This is a genomic window from Paraburkholderia sp. BCC1876 (genome assembly GCF_902833695.1).
In the GTDB taxonomy this organism is placed as follows: domain Bacteria; phylum Pseudomonadota; class Gammaproteobacteria; order Burkholderiales; family Burkholderiaceae; genus Paraburkholderia.
This window is the reverse complement of record NZ_CADFGI010000005.1, coordinates 38277-52103: the sequence shown is the minus strand read 5'-3', so window position 1 is coordinate 52103 and position 13827 is coordinate 38277. Positions and strand designations below refer to the sequence as shown.

18 protein-coding genes are annotated in these 13827 nt (G+C 61.8%); 10 read left to right on the top strand and 8 right to left on the bottom strand.

The window, feature by feature from the left end; all coding sequences use genetic code 11:
- Window position 1: 1 nt before the first annotated feature.
- Window positions 2-1147, bottom strand: coding sequence for a porin (locus HWY05_RS19205; protein ID WP_035556305.1), 1146 nt, complete (start codon window positions 1145-1147; stop codon window positions 2-4).
- A gap of 246 nt (window positions 1148-1393) precedes the next feature.
- Between HWY05_RS19205 and HWY05_RS19200 the strand changes: the two genes are divergently transcribed.
- Together HWY05_RS19200 and HWY05_RS19195 are read left to right on the top strand one after the other, a co-directional pair.
- Entirely contained in the window at window positions 1394-2410 is a 1017-nt protein-coding gene (locus HWY05_RS19200; RefSeq protein ID WP_035562989.1) for a beta-propeller fold lactonase family protein, read from the top strand.
- A 68-nt stretch (window positions 2411-2478) separates the two neighbouring features.
- Window positions 2479-3486 (top strand): sterol desaturase family protein, encoded by a 1008-nt coding sequence (locus tag HWY05_RS19195; protein ID WP_176059240.1) that lies wholly within the window; start codon window positions 2479-2481, stop codon window positions 3484-3486.
- 90 nt (window positions 3487-3576) lie between these two features.
- Here HWY05_RS19195 and HWY05_RS19190 read toward each other — a convergent pair whose 3' ends face one another.
- Window positions 3577-4374, bottom strand: a complete 798-nt coding sequence (locus HWY05_RS19190; RefSeq protein WP_176059239.1) for a helix-turn-helix transcriptional regulator — start codon at window positions 4372-4374, stop codon at window positions 3577-3579.
- Window positions 4375-4471: 97 nt separating this feature from the next.
- On the opposite strand from HWY05_RS19190, the gene HWY05_RS19185 reads away from it, so the two are divergent.
- The 5 genes from HWY05_RS19185 to HWY05_RS19165 all read left to right on the top strand — a co-directional run bounded on the left by HWY05_RS19185 (window position 4472) and on the right by HWY05_RS19165 (window position 7201).
- Entirely contained in the window at window positions 4472-4783 is a 312-nt protein-coding gene (locus HWY05_RS19185; protein WP_244133358.1) for a hypothetical protein, read from the top strand.
- Window positions 4780-5733 carry a zinc-binding alcohol dehydrogenase family protein gene (locus tag HWY05_RS19180; protein WP_176059238.1) on the top strand — a complete coding sequence of 318 codons (954 nt, stop codon included), beginning with the start codon at window positions 4780-4782 and terminating at the stop codon, window positions 5731-5733. Before HWY05_RS19185 ends, HWY05_RS19180 begins: the two co-directional genes overlap by 4 nt.
- Before the next feature lie 143 nt (window positions 5734-5876).
- Entirely contained in the window at window positions 5877-6338 is a 462-nt protein-coding gene (locus tag HWY05_RS19175) for a VOC family protein (protein WP_035556315.1), read from the top strand.
- A 3-nt stretch (window positions 6339-6341) separates the two neighbouring features.
- On the top strand, window positions 6342-6698 hold the full coding sequence (locus tag HWY05_RS19170; RefSeq protein ID WP_035556317.1) for a metalloregulator ArsR/SmtB family transcription factor: 357 nt from the start codon (window positions 6342-6344) through the stop codon (window positions 6696-6698).
- Window positions 6695-7201 carry an SRPBCC family protein gene (locus tag HWY05_RS19165; protein ID WP_176059237.1) on the top strand — a complete coding sequence of 169 codons (507 nt, stop codon included), beginning with the start codon at window positions 6695-6697 and terminating at the stop codon, window positions 7199-7201. The genes HWY05_RS19170 and HWY05_RS19165 overlap by 4 nt, the downstream gene beginning before the upstream one ends.
- On the opposite strand, the gene HWY05_RS19160 is transcribed toward HWY05_RS19165, so the two are convergent.
- On the bottom strand, window positions 7184-7444 hold the full coding sequence (locus HWY05_RS19160; RefSeq protein ID WP_176059236.1) for a hypothetical protein: 261 nt from the start codon (window positions 7442-7444) through the stop codon (window positions 7184-7186). The two genes, HWY05_RS19165 and HWY05_RS19160, sit on opposite strands and share 18 nt — an antisense overlap.
- A gap of 23 nt (window positions 7445-7467) precedes the next feature.
- Window positions 7468-8115, bottom strand: coding sequence for a VTT domain-containing protein (locus tag HWY05_RS19155; protein WP_035556322.1), 648 nt, complete (start codon window positions 8113-8115; stop codon window positions 7468-7470).
- Between the two features lie 138 nt (window positions 8116-8253).
- Here HWY05_RS19155 and HWY05_RS19150 point away from each other — a divergent pair, with 138 nt between their 5' ends.
- Window positions 8254-8781, top strand: coding sequence for a GNAT family N-acetyltransferase (locus HWY05_RS19150; RefSeq protein ID WP_176059235.1), 528 nt, complete (start codon window positions 8254-8256; stop codon window positions 8779-8781).
- Between the two features lie 168 nt (window positions 8782-8949).
- On the opposite strand, the gene HWY05_RS19145 is transcribed toward HWY05_RS19150, so the two are convergent.
- The 3 genes from HWY05_RS19145 to HWY05_RS19135 all read right to left on the bottom strand — a co-directional run bounded on the left by HWY05_RS19145 (window position 8950) and on the right by HWY05_RS19135 (window position 10895).
- On the bottom strand, window positions 8950-10011 hold the full coding sequence (locus HWY05_RS19145) for an alkene reductase (RefSeq protein ID WP_035556325.1): 1062 nt from the start codon (window positions 10009-10011) through the stop codon (window positions 8950-8952).
- An 83-nt stretch (window positions 10012-10094) separates the two neighbouring features.
- Window positions 10095-10412: a helix-turn-helix transcriptional regulator gene (locus tag HWY05_RS19140; protein WP_035562994.1), complete on the bottom strand. Its 318-nt coding sequence runs from the start codon at window positions 10410-10412 to the stop codon at window positions 10095-10097.
- A 168-nt stretch (window positions 10413-10580) separates the two neighbouring features.
- The gene (locus HWY05_RS19135) at window positions 10581-10895 is read right to left on the bottom strand and encodes a DUF6566 family protein (RefSeq protein WP_176059234.1); all 315 of its coding nucleotides are present in this window, start codon (window positions 10893-10895) and stop codon (window positions 10581-10583) included.
- A gap of 178 nt (window positions 10896-11073) precedes the next feature.
- Between HWY05_RS19135 and HWY05_RS19130 the strand changes: the two genes are divergently transcribed.
- Window positions 11074-11454 (top strand): TraR/DksA family transcriptional regulator, encoded by a 381-nt coding sequence (locus tag HWY05_RS19130; protein ID WP_035556328.1) that lies wholly within the window; start codon window positions 11074-11076, stop codon window positions 11452-11454.
- 73 nt (window positions 11455-11527) lie between these two features.
- Here HWY05_RS19130 and HWY05_RS19125 read toward each other — a convergent pair whose 3' ends face one another.
- Complete coding sequence (locus HWY05_RS19125) at window positions 11528-12202, bottom strand: HAD family hydrolase (RefSeq protein ID WP_035556331.1); 675 nt, start codon at window positions 12200-12202, stop codon at window positions 11528-11530.
- Window positions 12203-12438: 236 nt separating this feature from the next.
- On the opposite strand from HWY05_RS19125, the gene HWY05_RS19120 reads away from it, so the two are divergent.
- Window positions 12439-13827 carry a cytochrome ubiquinol oxidase subunit I gene (locus HWY05_RS19120; RefSeq protein ID WP_035556334.1) on the top strand — a complete coding sequence of 463 codons (1389 nt, stop codon included), beginning with the start codon at window positions 12439-12441 and terminating at the stop codon, window positions 13825-13827.

The following is a 13827-nucleotide window of genomic DNA, read 5'->3' as shown; positions in this document are numbered from 1 at the left end:
CTCAGAACGTGTGGCGAATGCCGGCCATCAGGCCGACCTGGTTCTTGCCTGCCACCACGTCCGTGGCGAAACCGTTCAGGCCGAGATTCGAGCCGTTGCGGTTCAGCGCATACGCGAGGTTCAGGTACAGATCGGTGCGCTTGGACAGGAAGTAATCCGCGTCGACCTGGAACGACCACGGATCGCGCGACGTGCCATAGAAGTTCTGGTACATCGCCGTGCTCGACAGGTTCAGCGCGGCGCTCGCGTGGTAGGTCGCGCCGAGCCAGTAGAGGCTGGTCGCTTCGACCGGTCCGGTGGAGAGCGTGCTCAGGTGGATCGCTTTCGAATTCAGGTAGCGGTAGCCGCCGAACAGATCCGTGGAAGCCAGCGCATAGCGCACGCCGACGCCGATACGCCGGTCGACGTTGCCTTCGTAACCGCCTGCCTTGGTGGTGTGCGCTGCGGTCGGACTGGTGCTGCCGCCGTTTTTCTGGTCGTACGCGATGGCGGCGCTGAGCGGGCCGCTCTTGTAGCGCAGGCCGGCTTCGATCACGCGCGCGTTGCGTGTGTCGCCCGCCGGTTGCGCGCCGTACGTGACATTGTCGTAACCGAGGCTGTACTGGACGAGCGCGGTGACCGGGCCGAAATGATGTTCATAGCGGACCGTGTTGTCGAGCCGGTCGGAGAACGCCGGGTCCTGCATCTTGATCGCGTAGACCGCGTTGCCGAGCGGGTTGTAGAGGCTCATCCAGTCGAGGAACAGGCCGCCTTGACGACCCAGCGACAGCGAGCCGTAAGTGGTGTCCGACAGGCCCACGTACGCGAGCCGGCCGAATTCGCGGCCGCCTTGCAGCAGTGCGCCGCTGTCGACGTTGAAGCCGCTTTCCAGCCGGAAGAAGGTCTTCGCGCCGCCGCCGAGATCTTCGGTGCCGGTCAGGCCCCAGCGCGAGCCCGACAGATTGCCGGAGGTCAGGCGCGTGACGTCGTGCGTCTGGCCCTTGGTGGCCGAAGCATTGTTGAGAAATTCGACACCGGTGTCGATGATGCCGTACAGCGTGACGGAAGAAGAGGAAGAAGCTTCTGAGGCGGCGAAACTGGTGTTCGACTGACAGACGGAAACGGCCAGACAGCAGCCGACCGCCGCGATGCGGTAGGAGTGGTTCACGGATTGTGTCCTCTTTGGGATTAAGTTTGAGCCGTGAATGTAAGCTGGGCTTAAGTCAAATGAATGACAGCGTAACGTCCGGCATTTTTTCCGGTGTTTCCTGTGGCGAATGTCCGATTCGTGTCATCGGCGAGCCGGGTTGTCACGTTATGAAGGGGCAGCCGTGCTTGCCGTCGTTGTCACTCCGACGCTCGCCAGTCTGCCCCTCATTCCCATCGGTTCTTTTTCGCGCGCGAAATTCATCACATGTCATTTCCTCTTTCAACGATCACGACGATTTCCAAAGCAGGCGTGCGCGCCGCGCTGCTGTGCGGCCTGTTCGCGAGCGGGTTCGCGCAGGCCGCGGACAACGTCATCGTGCTCGATTCCGGCGAAGCGAAACTCTCGCTCGTCGACGAAGCCACCCACCAGGTGATCGGCACCGAGCCGACCGGCAAGGAGCCGCACCATCTGATGATCACGCCCGACGGCCGCTCGCTGATCGTGGCCGATTCGGTGTCCAACGACCTGATGTTTCTCGACCCGCACACGGGCAAAGTGCAGCGCCGCGTCGAAGATATCGAAGACCCGTATCAACTGGGCTTTTCGCCCGATCACAAGTGGTTTGTGACGGCCGGTTTGCGGCTGGATCGCGTTGATGTGTATCGCTACGACGGTCAGAACGTGTCGCTCGCGAAGCGCGTGCCGCTGTCGAAAACGCCGAGCCACATGACGTTTTCGTCGGATAGCCGCACGGTGTTCGTTACGCTGCAGGACACCGGCGAAGTCGCCGCGATCGATCTCGCGACGCAAACGGTGCTGTGGAAGCTGCATATCGGCAACACGCCGGCCGGTTTGTGGATGACGCCCGGCGATCGCTATCTTTTGATCGGTATGACGGGTGAAGACGACGTGGCCGTGGTCGACTGGCACAAGCAGCAGCTCGTGAAAAAGATCCCGACCGGCCGTGGCGCGCACAATTTCCGCAATCTCGACGACGGTCAGCACATCGCGGTGTCGAACCGCGTGGAGAGCACGATCAGCATTCTCGATTACAACACGCTGACGAAAGTGGGCGACATTACCGGTCTGATGCCCGGACCCGACGACATGGAGTTGTCCGCCGATCGCCGCTACCTGTGGGTGACGTTCCGTTTTGCGAAGCACGTGGGCATTATTGATCTGACGACGCGAAAACTTATCGACACGATTGCTGTCGGACGTTCGCCGCATGGCCTGTATTTCGCGAATCGCGCGCCGGTCACCGCGCCGAATCCGGATTGAGGCTGGAGGCCCACTGAGGCGTTAAGCTTCCGCTTTCATTACAGCACCTGTTTTCCAGAGGTTTTTCGATGATTCACGACATCCTCGCGCTGCTCGACAACGGCATCTCGGCGCTGCAAACGCTGCTGTATGTCGACGTCGTGCAGCCGTTCTTCTTCAAGTTCGGCTTGATGGGCTATGACGAAGACACGTACGACGCACTGTACTGGGTGATCATCGGCGTGCTCGAAATCGTCGTGACGTATGCCGCGTTGCGGCCGCTCGAAGCGTTGCGGCCGATCGAGACCTGGCAGGATCGCAAGGCGCTGCGCGCCGACGTGATCTACACGTGGATCGCCAAGCTCGGCATCATCAATATCGCGGTCTTTTTCATGCTCACGCCGGCGTTCAATCACTGGCAAAGCCTGATGGCGATCTACAACGTGCCGAATATCGACGTCGATAGTTTGTGGCCCGGCGTGACCGATCAGCCGGTGGTGTCGTTCCTGATCTATCTGATCGTGCTCGACTTCTTCGGCTACTGGTATCACCGCTGGCAGCACCGTTTCGGCGTGTGGTGGGAATTGCACGCGGTGCATCACAGCCAGCAGCAGATGTCGCTGTGGGCCGACGACCGCAACCACTTTCTCGACGACATCATCCAGGCCGCGTTTTTTGCGGCGATTTCGCTGTTTATCGGCGTGCAGCCGACGCAGTTCGTCGTGCTGGTCGCCGTCGGCAATTTCATGCAGAGCGTGCAGCACGTCAATGCGCGTTTGCCGTATGGATGGCTGCTGGAGCGCGTGATCGTCAGTCCGATTTTTCATCGCCGGCATCACGCGGTGGGGTATGGGCACGAAGGCACGCGTTATGGATGCAACTTCGGCGTGCTGTTTCCGTGGTGGGACATGATGTTCCGCACTGTCTCCTGGAATGCTACCGTCGAGCCGACCGGCATTCGCGATCAGTTGCCCGTGCCGCATGGCGCCGGCCGTTCGTATGGCACGGGGTTGATCGCGCAGCAGTGGTATGCGTTCGGCCGTATCGTGCAGCGTTTGCGCGGTCAGCGGAACTATGCTGGTGGGGCGGCTGAATAAGCTTGATAGGCGGATGAATGATTGACGGGGTAAGTCGCCGAATCCGCGTGGCTCACTCCCGCACTACCTCGCCGACACACCTGATGCTGATTAACCCGGCGACGACTCTCGCGCTTCGGCCGCCAGATAGCGCCCAGGTGTCGTGCCCATCGCGCGGCGAAACATGTCGATAAACGCGCTGACGTTGTCGTAGCCGAGTTCGAGCGCGATCGTCGTGACGGGCATGCCGTCCGCGACAAGTTCAAGCGCACGCAGCAGGCGCGCCTGCTGCCGCCACTGCGCGAACGTCATACCGGTCTCCGCCACGAAACGACGGCTCAGCGTGCGTGGCGCAAGACCCGCCCACACGGCCCATTCATCAAGCCGGCGATTGTCGGACAGATCGCCGACCAGCGTGTCCGTGAGACGCACGAGCCTGGCGTCGTCAGGCCGCGGCAAATCCAGCGATTCCTCTTTCGACGCCGCGAGTTCGTCGACGATGACCTCCGCGATGCGCGTTTGCGCGTCGTCGAGTTCGACGCCCGGCCAACTCGCCACGCGCCGGACGGCTTCGCGCAGCAACGGCGTGGTTTTGATCGCGCGCGGCTCGCGCGGCAGTTGCTCGCAGCGCTGCTCGGTAATGAACACGCTCCAGCCGGAAAACGGTCCATAGGAGCGCACCGAGTGCTCGTAATGCGGCGGAATCCAGATGGCGTGGATCGCGGGCACGACCCATTGCTGTCGGTCGAGGCCCACCGAGACGAGCCCGCTCAACGCCCCCATCAGTTGCCCACGCGCATGACTATGCGAGGACGTCGAACGCGCCTCGGTTTGCGTCAGTTCGGCCGCGGCGAGGAAAGGACCGGCCGGCGAGGTGACGAGATCCGGGCGAATCAAAGGTTGGATCATGGCCTGAATACCGTATTGATTGGCCTTTATACCGGAGACTGGCCGCTTTTGCACGCCTACACTGGATTCCATTGTGACCAGCAAGGAGTGCAGTGCGATGCGAGCTGAACAGGTTCTTCCCGATTCAATCAATCAGACCGAGATGGGCGGTACGACGATCCGCAAGGGCACCGTCGCGGCTTTTCTCGCCAATGCGCGTGTGTGGACCGATCCCAACGCGAGCGAAGCGGCGTACGCCGAGGCCGAAACCGATATGGTCGATGCGCTGCCTGCGTTGCACCTTCTCGGTTTGTTCAACGTGTTCGAGATTCGCGATCACGCGTTGCGCGAGTGGGTTCAGGTGCGGCAGCGCGCGCTTCAATCCCAAGCTTCAGCACACTCCCAGGCTAACAGCAAGGAAGCATCATGAAAGCAGCCATTGTCAAAGCGGCGGGCGAGGCGCCCGTCTACGCGGATTTCGCTCGACCCGAAGCGTCGAGCGGATTGAGTGTCGTCGATGTGACGGCGTCCGCGCTCAGTCACGTCACCCGTTCCAGGGCGGCGGGCTCGCATTATTCGTCGACGGGCGGCTTTCCGTTCGTTGCCGGCGTGGACGGCACCGGTCGACTGAGCGACGGACGGCGCGTCTATTTCTTCAAGCCGCAGGCGCCGTTCGGTGCGATGGCGGAACACAGCCTCGTCGCGGACACGCATTGCATTATGTTGCCCGATACGCTCGACGACGTCACGGCCGCGGCAATCGCGATTCCGGGCATGTCGTCGTGGGCGGCGCTCGTCGAGCGGGCGGGTTTCGTGGCGGGCGAAACCGTGTTGATCAACGGTGCAACGGGCACCTCGGGACGGTTGGCCGTGCAGATCGCGAAGCACCTTGGCGCGGCGCGAATCATCGCGACGGGGCGTAATGCTGCTTCGCTGGAAGCGCTCAAGCTCATCGGCGCCGATGACACGATTTCGCTCGATCAGGACGAAGCCAGCCTGAGCCGCGCGTTCGAAGCGGTGTTTCGCGACAGCGTGGACGTGGTGCTGGATTATCTGTGGGGCGCGAGTGCGCGGTCGTTGTTGATCGCGGCGGCGAAAGCATCGGAGGACGATCACCCGGTGCGCTTCGTTCAGATCGGCGCGATTAGCGGCGCGGAGATCGCGTTGCCGGCGGCCGTGCTGCGTTCGGCGGATATCAGGTTGGTAGGCAGCGGGATTGGCAGCGTTCCTTTGGCGCATTTGTTCGGGGCGCTGAAAGCGGTGTTCGCGGCAGTGGGGCCTGCCGGCTTGCAGGTGACGACTCAAACGGTGCCGCTGGCGGAGTTGGGCGCGCATTGGGGGCATCCGGATAGTGCTTGCCGGACGGTATTTGTGCCGTAGGAGGAGGGGGTACAACGCCTCGCTGCACGTTCACCTTTGTCTTTGTCATGACCGAACGCGATCGCTCATGTCGTCCTTGCCTTGTCGGTTTATTTAACTATAGTGTGAAATATTAACCGTAGGGTTTATCAAAGGAGGCAATCATGAGCGAATCGTTTGAACGTCCTTCGTTGGGGGCGTCGGTGTACTACCAGGACGCGTTTGCCGCGCTCGACTGGCTCGAAAAAGCCTTTGGCTTCGAGCGGCAGATGGTCATTACGGACAACGATGGCCAGTTGGCCCACTCGGAAATGCGTTTCGGCGACAGCTACGTGATGATCTGCCGCGAATGGTCGGAAGATGCGGCGAGCCCGGCGTCGATCGGCGGCAAGAATACGCAGTCGGTGCATGTGCAATTACGTGACGGTATCGACGAGCACTGTGCTCGCTCGCGCGCTGCGGGGGCGGTGATTACGCGTGAGTTGGCCGATCAGTTTTACGGCGACCGCGTGTATGCGGCTCGCGATCCGGAGGGGCATATCTGGAGCTTTGGGCAGACCGTGCACGAGGTGTCGCGTGAAGAAGCCGAGCGTGTCAGCGGGTTGAAAATCGAAGGCTGGGTGTAACGCATGGGACTGCCCGCGAGTGTCTCGCTCGATCGCACGCTGGCCGCGCTGGCCGATCCGAACCGTCGTCACGTGGTCGATCTGTTGAGCCGGCAACCCATGCGCGCCGGCGAACTCGCGCAGGCCACCGGCCTCTCGCCGCAAGCGATGAGCCGGCACTTGCGCGTACTGCGTTCGAGTGAGTTGATAGAAGAATCGCGCGGCGGCGACAGCGTCGACGCGCGCGTGCGGCTTTATGTATTGCGATCGACGCCGATGAACGAATTGAAAACGTGGCTCGAGCAGACCGAGGCATTGTGGTCGGAGCAACTGTTGTCGTTCAAGGCGCACGTTGAGGCGCACGTTGAGGCGCAGGGATGAGTTCGCGCGTGCAGGTGTCGCTGCGCGTTGCCGCTGCGCCGTCGCGTGCGTTCGAGGTATTCACGCGCGATATCGGCCGATGGTGGCGGCCTAACGGGCTGTTTCAATTCACGCCGCAAGGGGCGGGGGTGTTGTCGTTCGAACCGGCTGAGGAGGGTGGCGGCGACCATGGACGTCTGGTCGAAACACAGCCGGACGGCAGCGTGTTCGAGGTAGGCCGCATCACTGTGTGGGAGCCGGGCGAACGTTTGGCATTCGGCTGGCGGCAGGCGAGTTTTTCCGCTGCGCAGCACACGCATGTCGAGGTGCGTTTCGAAGCGGTGGGCGACGAGACACGGGTGACGGTCGAGCATCGTGGCTGGGATACGGTGCCGCAGGACCATGTGGCGCGCCATCATTTTCCCGAGCGGGTGTTTCTATTGCGGCACGGGGAGTGGTGGCAGGTTTTGTTAGGCGCGTTGCGTGCGGAAGTGGGGGATGGGGTGCTACCGCCGGCGCTTTAGGAGAGCGGAGCCGAGCCACACGATGAGCGCTGAAAGGGCGAAGCTTAGAGCGAGCAGCAGGCCTGCTATCACGCTTTCATGGCCTTCTACGCCGACTGTGCCAAACAGATGGAACAGAGGGGCAAGCGCCTGATACCCGCTCTCGCTGTATAGCCACGCGAGCAGGGCATTGATTTGCGTGATGCCGAGGAAAACGGGTACGGTCAAAGCGATTGCCGACAGGCAGCGGGCTAGAGGTTTCATCGTACGTCCACAGTGCCCAAAAACTAGCGGGCGCGCCAGCGCCGATTAACGAACCGCCACACCGCACTCACCAGCAACGACCCGACGCCAAGCCCCACACCCAGCAACACGATCGAACTCATATGATCGCGCACCAGCGGCACATTGCCGAACAGATAACCGGCGGCCACCAGCGACACGATCCACAGCGCCGCGCCCGCGCTGACGAACGACAGAAAACGCGCGAACGTCATGCGCGAAACGCCCGCGACGAACGGCGCGAAGGTGCGCACCACCGCAATGAACGGCGACAGCAGAAACGTCAGCCCGCCACGCGCTTCGTAAAACACATGCGCCTTGCGCAACGCGTTCTTGTCGAGCCAGCGATAGTCGGCGGTATAAACCTTTTCACCGATCGCGCGGCCAATCGCATAGTCGACGACGCTGCCGGCCACCGTGGCCGCGAACAGCACGGGGATCACGAGCCAGACGTTCAGCGCGCCGGTCGCCGCGAGTCCGCCGCAAATGAAAATCAGCGGATCGCCGGGTAAAAAGAACAGCGGCAGAAAACCGATCTCGACGAATATCACCAGAAACAGCATCGCGTAAACGGCGGTGCCGTATTGCACGATCAGACCGCTCAGGTGCTGGTCGAAGTGCAGGGCGACCTGCAACACATGCATCAGATCCATCTCGGGGCGCGGGGAAATTGGGATGTTCGGGAGTGTAGCCCGGTGGCGGCGCGGATACCTGTCTATTTCCTTGGAGAGATGTCAATATCGCTCAGTGTCATGCGCAAATAAAACCTGAAACAAACCTGCGAAACCTTTATGCCACAAGCTTCCGCCGTTACCTTTCGTTTTGCCGCGCCGCCCGATGCGAACGCGATTCGAGCCATCGAATTCGAAGCGGGCCAGCGTTTCGCCAGCGTCGGCTTGACGGGCATTGCCGATGCCCCGCCGATGGATATCGAGCGTGTCGAGAGCAAGATCGCCGCGCGCGAGATCATCGTCGCCGTGGATGCCGATGCGACACGCGTCGGATTCGTCATGTTCGAGCCGCAAGCCACACGCATCTATATTCAGGAGCTCGATGTGCTCACGTCGCATGCGGGGCAGCGTATCGGCGCGGCGTTGATCGAGCAGGTCGCGCAACACGCATTGGACCGGCAACTCACGCAATTGATTCTGTCCACGTATCGCGAGGTGCCGTGGAACGCGCCGTACTATCGACGGCTCGGGTTTCGCGATATCGAAGCAGCGGAACTCGATGCCCATCTGATCGAGCGGCGCGACGCGCATATCGCGCGTGGGCTCGACGAATCGAAGCGCGTGTTCATGCGGCGCGATCTGGCGTGAGTCGGTGCGAATCCGGCATGCGGCCGGCCGGCGCAAAGAAAAACGCGGCGGATGTGACCGTTACTTTCCGGTCCCATCCGCCGCGTTGTTTTACCGCTTGCTACAGCGAGCGCGCTGCCATGCAGCAGGCGCTCATTTCCCCACTTTTTTCAACGCTTTTTCCAACGCTCATTCCACCGTTTCCAGCGCCGGATAATCCACATACCCGGTTTCACCGCGCGCATAGTACGTCGACGGATTCGGCTGGTTCAGCGGCGCATCCGTTTCGAAGCGGCGCACCAGATCCGGATTCGCGATGAACAGTTGGCCCCAGGCCACCGCGTCTGCTTCACCCGCGTCGAGCACGTGTTGCGCGCTTTCCTTGGTGAACTTTTCGTTCGCGATGTATGGGCCGCCGAATGCCTGCTTCAGTTGCGGGCCGAGGCGGTCGTCGCCGAGCGCTTCACGAGCGGCGATGAACGCGATCTTGCGCTTGCCGAGTTCGCGAGCCACATAACCGAACGTAGCGGCCGGATCGGAGTCGCCCATGTCGTGCGCGTCGCGGCGCGGCGCAAGGTGCACGCCCACGCGATTCGCGCCCCACACGTCGATGCACGCATCGGTGACTTCGAGCAGCAGACGCGCGCGGTTTTCGATCGGGCCACCGTAGGCGTCGGTGCGCTGGTTCGTGCTGTCCTGCAGGAACTGATCGAGCAGATAGCCGTTCGCGCCGTGCACTTCAACGCCGTCGAAACCGGCCGTCTTCGCGTTCTCGGCGCCCTTGCGGTACGCATCGACCAGACCGGCGATTTCGTCGAGCTCCAGCGCGCGGGGCGTCACGAACGGACGTTCCGGACGCACCAGGCTCACATGCCCTTGCGCAGCGATCGCGCTCGGCGCAACCGGCAATTCGCCGTTCAGGAACACCGGGTCCGAAATACGGCCAACGTGCCACAGTTGCAAAAAGATCTTGCCGCCGGCGGCATGCACGGCATTCGTGACGAGCTTCCAGCCTTCAACCTGTTCCTGCGACCAGATGCCCGGCGTGTCGGCGTAACCCACGCCTTGCGGAGTGACCGAGGTGGCTTCGCTGATGATCAGGCCGGCGCTCGCGCGCTCGGCGTAATAACGCGCCATCAACGCGTTCGGCACGCGGATTTCTTCAGCGCGCTGACGCGTCAGCGGCGCCATGATGATGCGGTTCGACAGCGTGATATCGCCAATATGCAGCGGATCGAAAAGAGTCGGCATAACAGTTCACCTTCGGCAACGAGCTTGTGGCCCCGCCTTAAAAAATACGTGATGAAAAAAGCGTGCTGACGCGAATGAAGCCCTCAAAGCTGCTCGTTCATATGCTCGAGAAAGGCCTGAATGACGGGCTCATTGCGTTTGAAAAACACCCACTGACCAACCCGCTTCGACGTGACGAGCCCCGCGCGCTGTAAGGCCGCGAGGTGCGCCGACACGGTGGACTGCGACAGACCGCAGCGGGCGTCGATCTTGCCGGCGCATACGCCGTGGTCGAGCGGCAACTCCTGATCGGCGAAATGCGCGTACGGTTCCCGCAGCCAGCCGAGAATCTCCCGGCGTAACGGGTTGGCCAGCGCTTTGTGAATCGCGTCGATGTCGGGTGTCGTTCGGGTCGGTTTCATGGTTGTCAACAACACGCAGGCGTGGAACGCCGGTTGGCGCCCATGCATCTGCATCGCTACAAGACGAATCATATATCGTATTTTGACGATATGCTTGAAGACACTACTCTCTATGTGGGCGATAGGTGCGGGCAGGGCTTCAACGGCGCGCAAGCGCCGACGCAACTACTACGCAATGAACTTGCCGCTACGCGCTTCTTCGGCGTCGCGGAACCAGGTTTCCGCGTGAGAGCGATCGGACACCCACGAACGCGCTTGCGGCGTATTGAACTCGCGATCGATGAACCGGCGTCCCCATTCGATCCCATCTCTCGCCGCTTCTTCTTCGGTGAGCCATTGGGGTTGAATCGTCGCCGGACGAATATCGACGACGGTTCGCGCGCCGTGACTCACGCTCACACTCGTGACCCACGCGCCGAGCCTGTTTGTCTCGGGGTGGACGATGATTTTGAACTCGCCGTAAGAAACAGCGCTTGCCGGCATTGCGTTCTCCTTTAGCCGCTCTCTGCTTATAGATTAGTTGAAACGGTACGCCGCGCGAAGGGTCAAAAAGGCAGGAGGCCGGTTTCTACATTAATCTGAAGAAGCCGACACGCGTGCAACGCCAACGCGGGCAACGCGGACAAAGCCGGACAACGCAATCAAGCCAAGGGAGCGAATTATGGCCGACCAACAGAGCGACTTGAGTGAAGAGTTCATCGCGCAGCAGCGCACGCGCCTTATGGCGCTACGCCGGCAACTACTAGGCGGTGAAGAGAACACCACTGCGGACGAGCGCACGGCTCACGAGGAGCACGGCGACGAAGCCGAAGAATACGAAGACGACGCGCAGGACATGGCGCAGAACGAGATCACCCAGTCGCTGCACGATGTGAACGACCACCGCGTCGCCGATATAGAACGCGCGCTGCAGAAGATCGACGAAGGCACCTACGGTCTGTCCGACGACAGCGGCGAGCCGATCCCGAAGGCCCGGCTCGAAGTCATGCCCGAAGCGATCCTGACCGTGGCGGAGCAGAGTCGCCGCGAAGCGGGCCAGTGAGCGCGTTTCAACGCGACTCACCGTGGTTTTTGCTGCGTCCAGAAGCAAATTGCCGCGGGCCAATCAGGGCCTGTCAGGGTCTCGCGGCAACCTCATCCAGATGTTCCAGCAGATCGGCAGGATCGTCGTAAACGCGCAACGCGCCGGCACGTTCCAGTTCCTCCGTGCCATATCCTCCCGACAACACACCCACGCCGAGTGCGCGGCAGCGCTTGGCGGCCAGCATGTCCCAGATACTGTCGCCGACCACCACGCTTTGCTCGACCGGCACGCCGAGCCGGATCGCCGCGGCAATGAACAGATCCGGGTCAGGCTTCGCGTATTTGACGTCGTCGCGTGTGACGACCACGGCTTTGGCCGGGTCGACGCCGAGCGCCTCCAGATTGACCGCCGCGGTTTCCATCCGGCCGCTGGTTGCCACTGCCCAAGGCGTACCGGCTTTCGTCAGCGCGGCGAGCAACTCGCGTGCCCCCGGCAGCGGACAGACCTGATCGCGTAAGCGCCGATACGAAGCGGCGTGCGCCTGGCGCAGCCGTTCCTGGAGTTCCGGACTGATCTCCTTGTGCGTTTCGCGCAGCAACTGATTGGTGAACAGGCCGCCGCTCATGCCGATCTTGCGGTGAATTCGCCAGACCGACAGCGGAATGCCTTCGCTATCGAGCGCTTCTTTCCACGCCAGCACATGCTGATAAACGCTATCGACGAGCGTGCCGTCGAGATCGAACAGGAATGAGGTTTGAATTCGCATCGTGAGCTCCCAGGGCAATTCGGTGCGGAGATCATAGCAAGCCGGTGTGATGTCATGCGCTCGCGGATGCAACAGGCGGGCAGGTCGCCGGGCTAAAAAAATGCCCCTGAAAAGGCCCGGGCCGCCGCGTTCCGTCGCCAATGGCAGCCTACGCGCCACGCAATAGAACATCAGGTGATAATCAGGGCTCCCGTCGTTACGCAAAAGCCGTTGCCACCCGGAGCCGCCGATCCATCATGGAACTCTTCGATGCTTTCCATCTCGCCAGGCTGCAGTTTGCGTTCACCGTATCGTTTCATATTATCTTTCCCGCGATCAGCATCGGCATGGCGAGCTTTCTCGCGGTGCTGGAGGGGCGCTGGCTGCTGACCGGCGACGTCGTTTATAAAGACATGTTCCTGTTCTGGTCGAAGATCTTCGCGGTCGGCTTCGGCATGGGCGTCGTGTCCGGCGTGGTGATGGCTTACGAGTTCGGTACCAACTGGAGCGGGTTCTCTTCGTTCGCCGGCAACATCACGGGGCCGCTGCTGACCTACGAAGTGCTGACGGCGTTCTTTCTCGAAGCCGGCTTTCTCGGCGTCATGCTGTTCGGCTGGCAGCGCGTCGGTCCGCGCGGGCACTTCTTTGCCACGCTGATGGTCGCGCTCGGCACGCTCATTTCGACCTTCTGGATTCTCGCGTCGAACAGCTTCATGCAGACGCCGCAAGGCTTCGCCATCGAGAACGGCCGGATCGTGCCGGTCGACTGGTTCAAGGTGATTTTCAACCCGTCGTTTCCGTATCGTCTCGCGCATATGACGATCGCCGCGTTTATCGTCGCGGCCTTTATCGTCGCGGCTTGCGGCGCGTGGCATCTGCTGCGTGGCCGGCGCGACGGCCCGATCACGCGCAGTTTTTCGATGGCGCTGTGGATTCTGCTTCTGCTCGCGCCGGTGCAGATTTTCGTCGGCGACGCGCACGGCCTCAACACGCGCCAATATCAGCCGGCCAAGATCGCGGCGATCGAAGGGCTGTGGCAAACCGAGAAGGGCGGCACCGCGCTCAATCTGGTCGGCCTGCCCGACATGGACGCGGAAGTCACGCGCTACACGCTGCAAATACCGCACCTGGGCAGCCTGATTCTGACCCATAGCTGGGACGGCGAAATTCGCGGACTGAAGGAGTTTCCCGCTAAAGACCGCCCGTATTCGCCGATCATTTTCTGGACCTTCCGGATCATGGCGGGTCTCGGCATGCTGATGCTGCTGACCGCGCTGCTGGGGCTGTTTCTGCGGGTGCGCGGCCAGTTGTATGAGACCCGCTGGTTTCAGGTGCTGGTGCTGTGCATGGGACCGTCGGGCCTCGTCGCGCTGCTGGCCGGATGGATCACGACCGAAGTCGGCCGCCAGCCCTGGACGGTCTACGGCGTGTTCCGCACCGAAGACTCGCTGTCGCCGATCAGCGCGCAGCAGGCCGGCGTGTCGTTGCTGATCTTCGTGCTGGTGTACTTCCTCGTGTTCGGCATGGGCGTCTACTACATGCTGAAGATGATGGCCCGCGGACCGGAGGCGCAGGTCGACAGTCCGCCGTCCGTCAAGCATCCGGTATTGCGGAATCGTCCGCTCGACGCGCTGAAAGGAGAGTGA

Excerpts from the sequence above, each read along its gene's own strand:
- HWY05_RS19125 (WP_035556331.1), bottom strand. The coding sequence starts at position 12,202 with ATGCGAATTCAAACCTCATTCCTGTTCGATCTCGACGGCACGCTCGTC.
- HWY05_RS19145 (WP_035556325.1), bottom strand. The coding sequence starts at position 10,011 with ATGCCGACTCTTTTCGATCCGCTGCATATTGGCGATATCACGCTGTCG.
- HWY05_RS19120 (WP_035556334.1), top strand. The coding sequence starts at position 12,439 with ATGGAACTCTTCGATGCTTTCCATCTCGCCAGGCTGCAGTTTGCGTTC.
- HWY05_RS19180 (WP_176059238.1), top strand. The coding sequence starts at position 4,780 with ATGAAAGCAGCCATTGTCAAAGCGGCGGGCGAGGCGCCCGTCTACGCG.
- HWY05_RS19155 (WP_035556322.1), bottom strand. The coding sequence starts at position 8,115 with ATGGATCTGATGCATGTGTTGCAGGTCGCCCTGCACTTCGACCAGCAC.
- HWY05_RS19135 (WP_176059234.1), bottom strand. The coding sequence starts at position 10,895 with ATGCCGGCAAGCGCTGTTTCTTACGGCGAGTTCAAAATCATCGTCCAC.
- HWY05_RS19150 (WP_176059235.1), top strand. The coding sequence starts at position 8,254 with ATGCCACAAGCTTCCGCCGTTACCTTTCGTTTTGCCGCGCCGCCCGAT.
- HWY05_RS19130 (WP_035556328.1), top strand. The coding sequence starts at position 11,074 with ATGGCCGACCAACAGAGCGACTTGAGTGAAGAGTTCATCGCGCAGCAG.
- HWY05_RS19190 (WP_176059239.1), bottom strand. The coding sequence starts at position 4,374 with ATGATCCAACCTTTGATTCGCCCGGATCTCGTCACCTCGCCGGCCGGT.
- HWY05_RS19195 (WP_176059240.1), top strand. The coding sequence starts at position 2,479 with ATGATTCACGACATCCTCGCGCTGCTCGACAACGGCATCTCGGCGCTG.
- HWY05_RS19140 (WP_035562994.1), bottom strand. The coding sequence starts at position 10,412 with ATGAAACCGACCCGAACGACACCCGACATCGACGCGATTCACAAAGCG.
- HWY05_RS19185 (WP_244133358.1), top strand. The coding sequence starts at position 4,472 with ATGCGAGCTGAACAGGTTCTTCCCGATTCAATCAATCAGACCGAGATG.
- HWY05_RS19175 (WP_035556315.1), top strand. The coding sequence starts at position 5,877 with ATGAGCGAATCGTTTGAACGTCCTTCGTTGGGGGCGTCGGTGTACTAC.
- HWY05_RS19170 (WP_035556317.1), top strand. The coding sequence starts at position 6,342 with ATGGGACTGCCCGCGAGTGTCTCGCTCGATCGCACGCTGGCCGCGCTG.
- HWY05_RS19160 (WP_176059236.1), bottom strand. The coding sequence starts at position 7,444 with ATGAAACCTCTAGCCCGCTGCCTGTCGGCAATCGCTTTGACCGTACCC.
- HWY05_RS19200 (WP_035562989.1), top strand. The coding sequence starts at position 1,394 with ATGTCATTTCCTCTTTCAACGATCACGACGATTTCCAAAGCAGGCGTG.
- HWY05_RS19165 (WP_176059237.1), top strand. The coding sequence starts at position 6,695 with ATGAGTTCGCGCGTGCAGGTGTCGCTGCGCGTTGCCGCTGCGCCGTCG.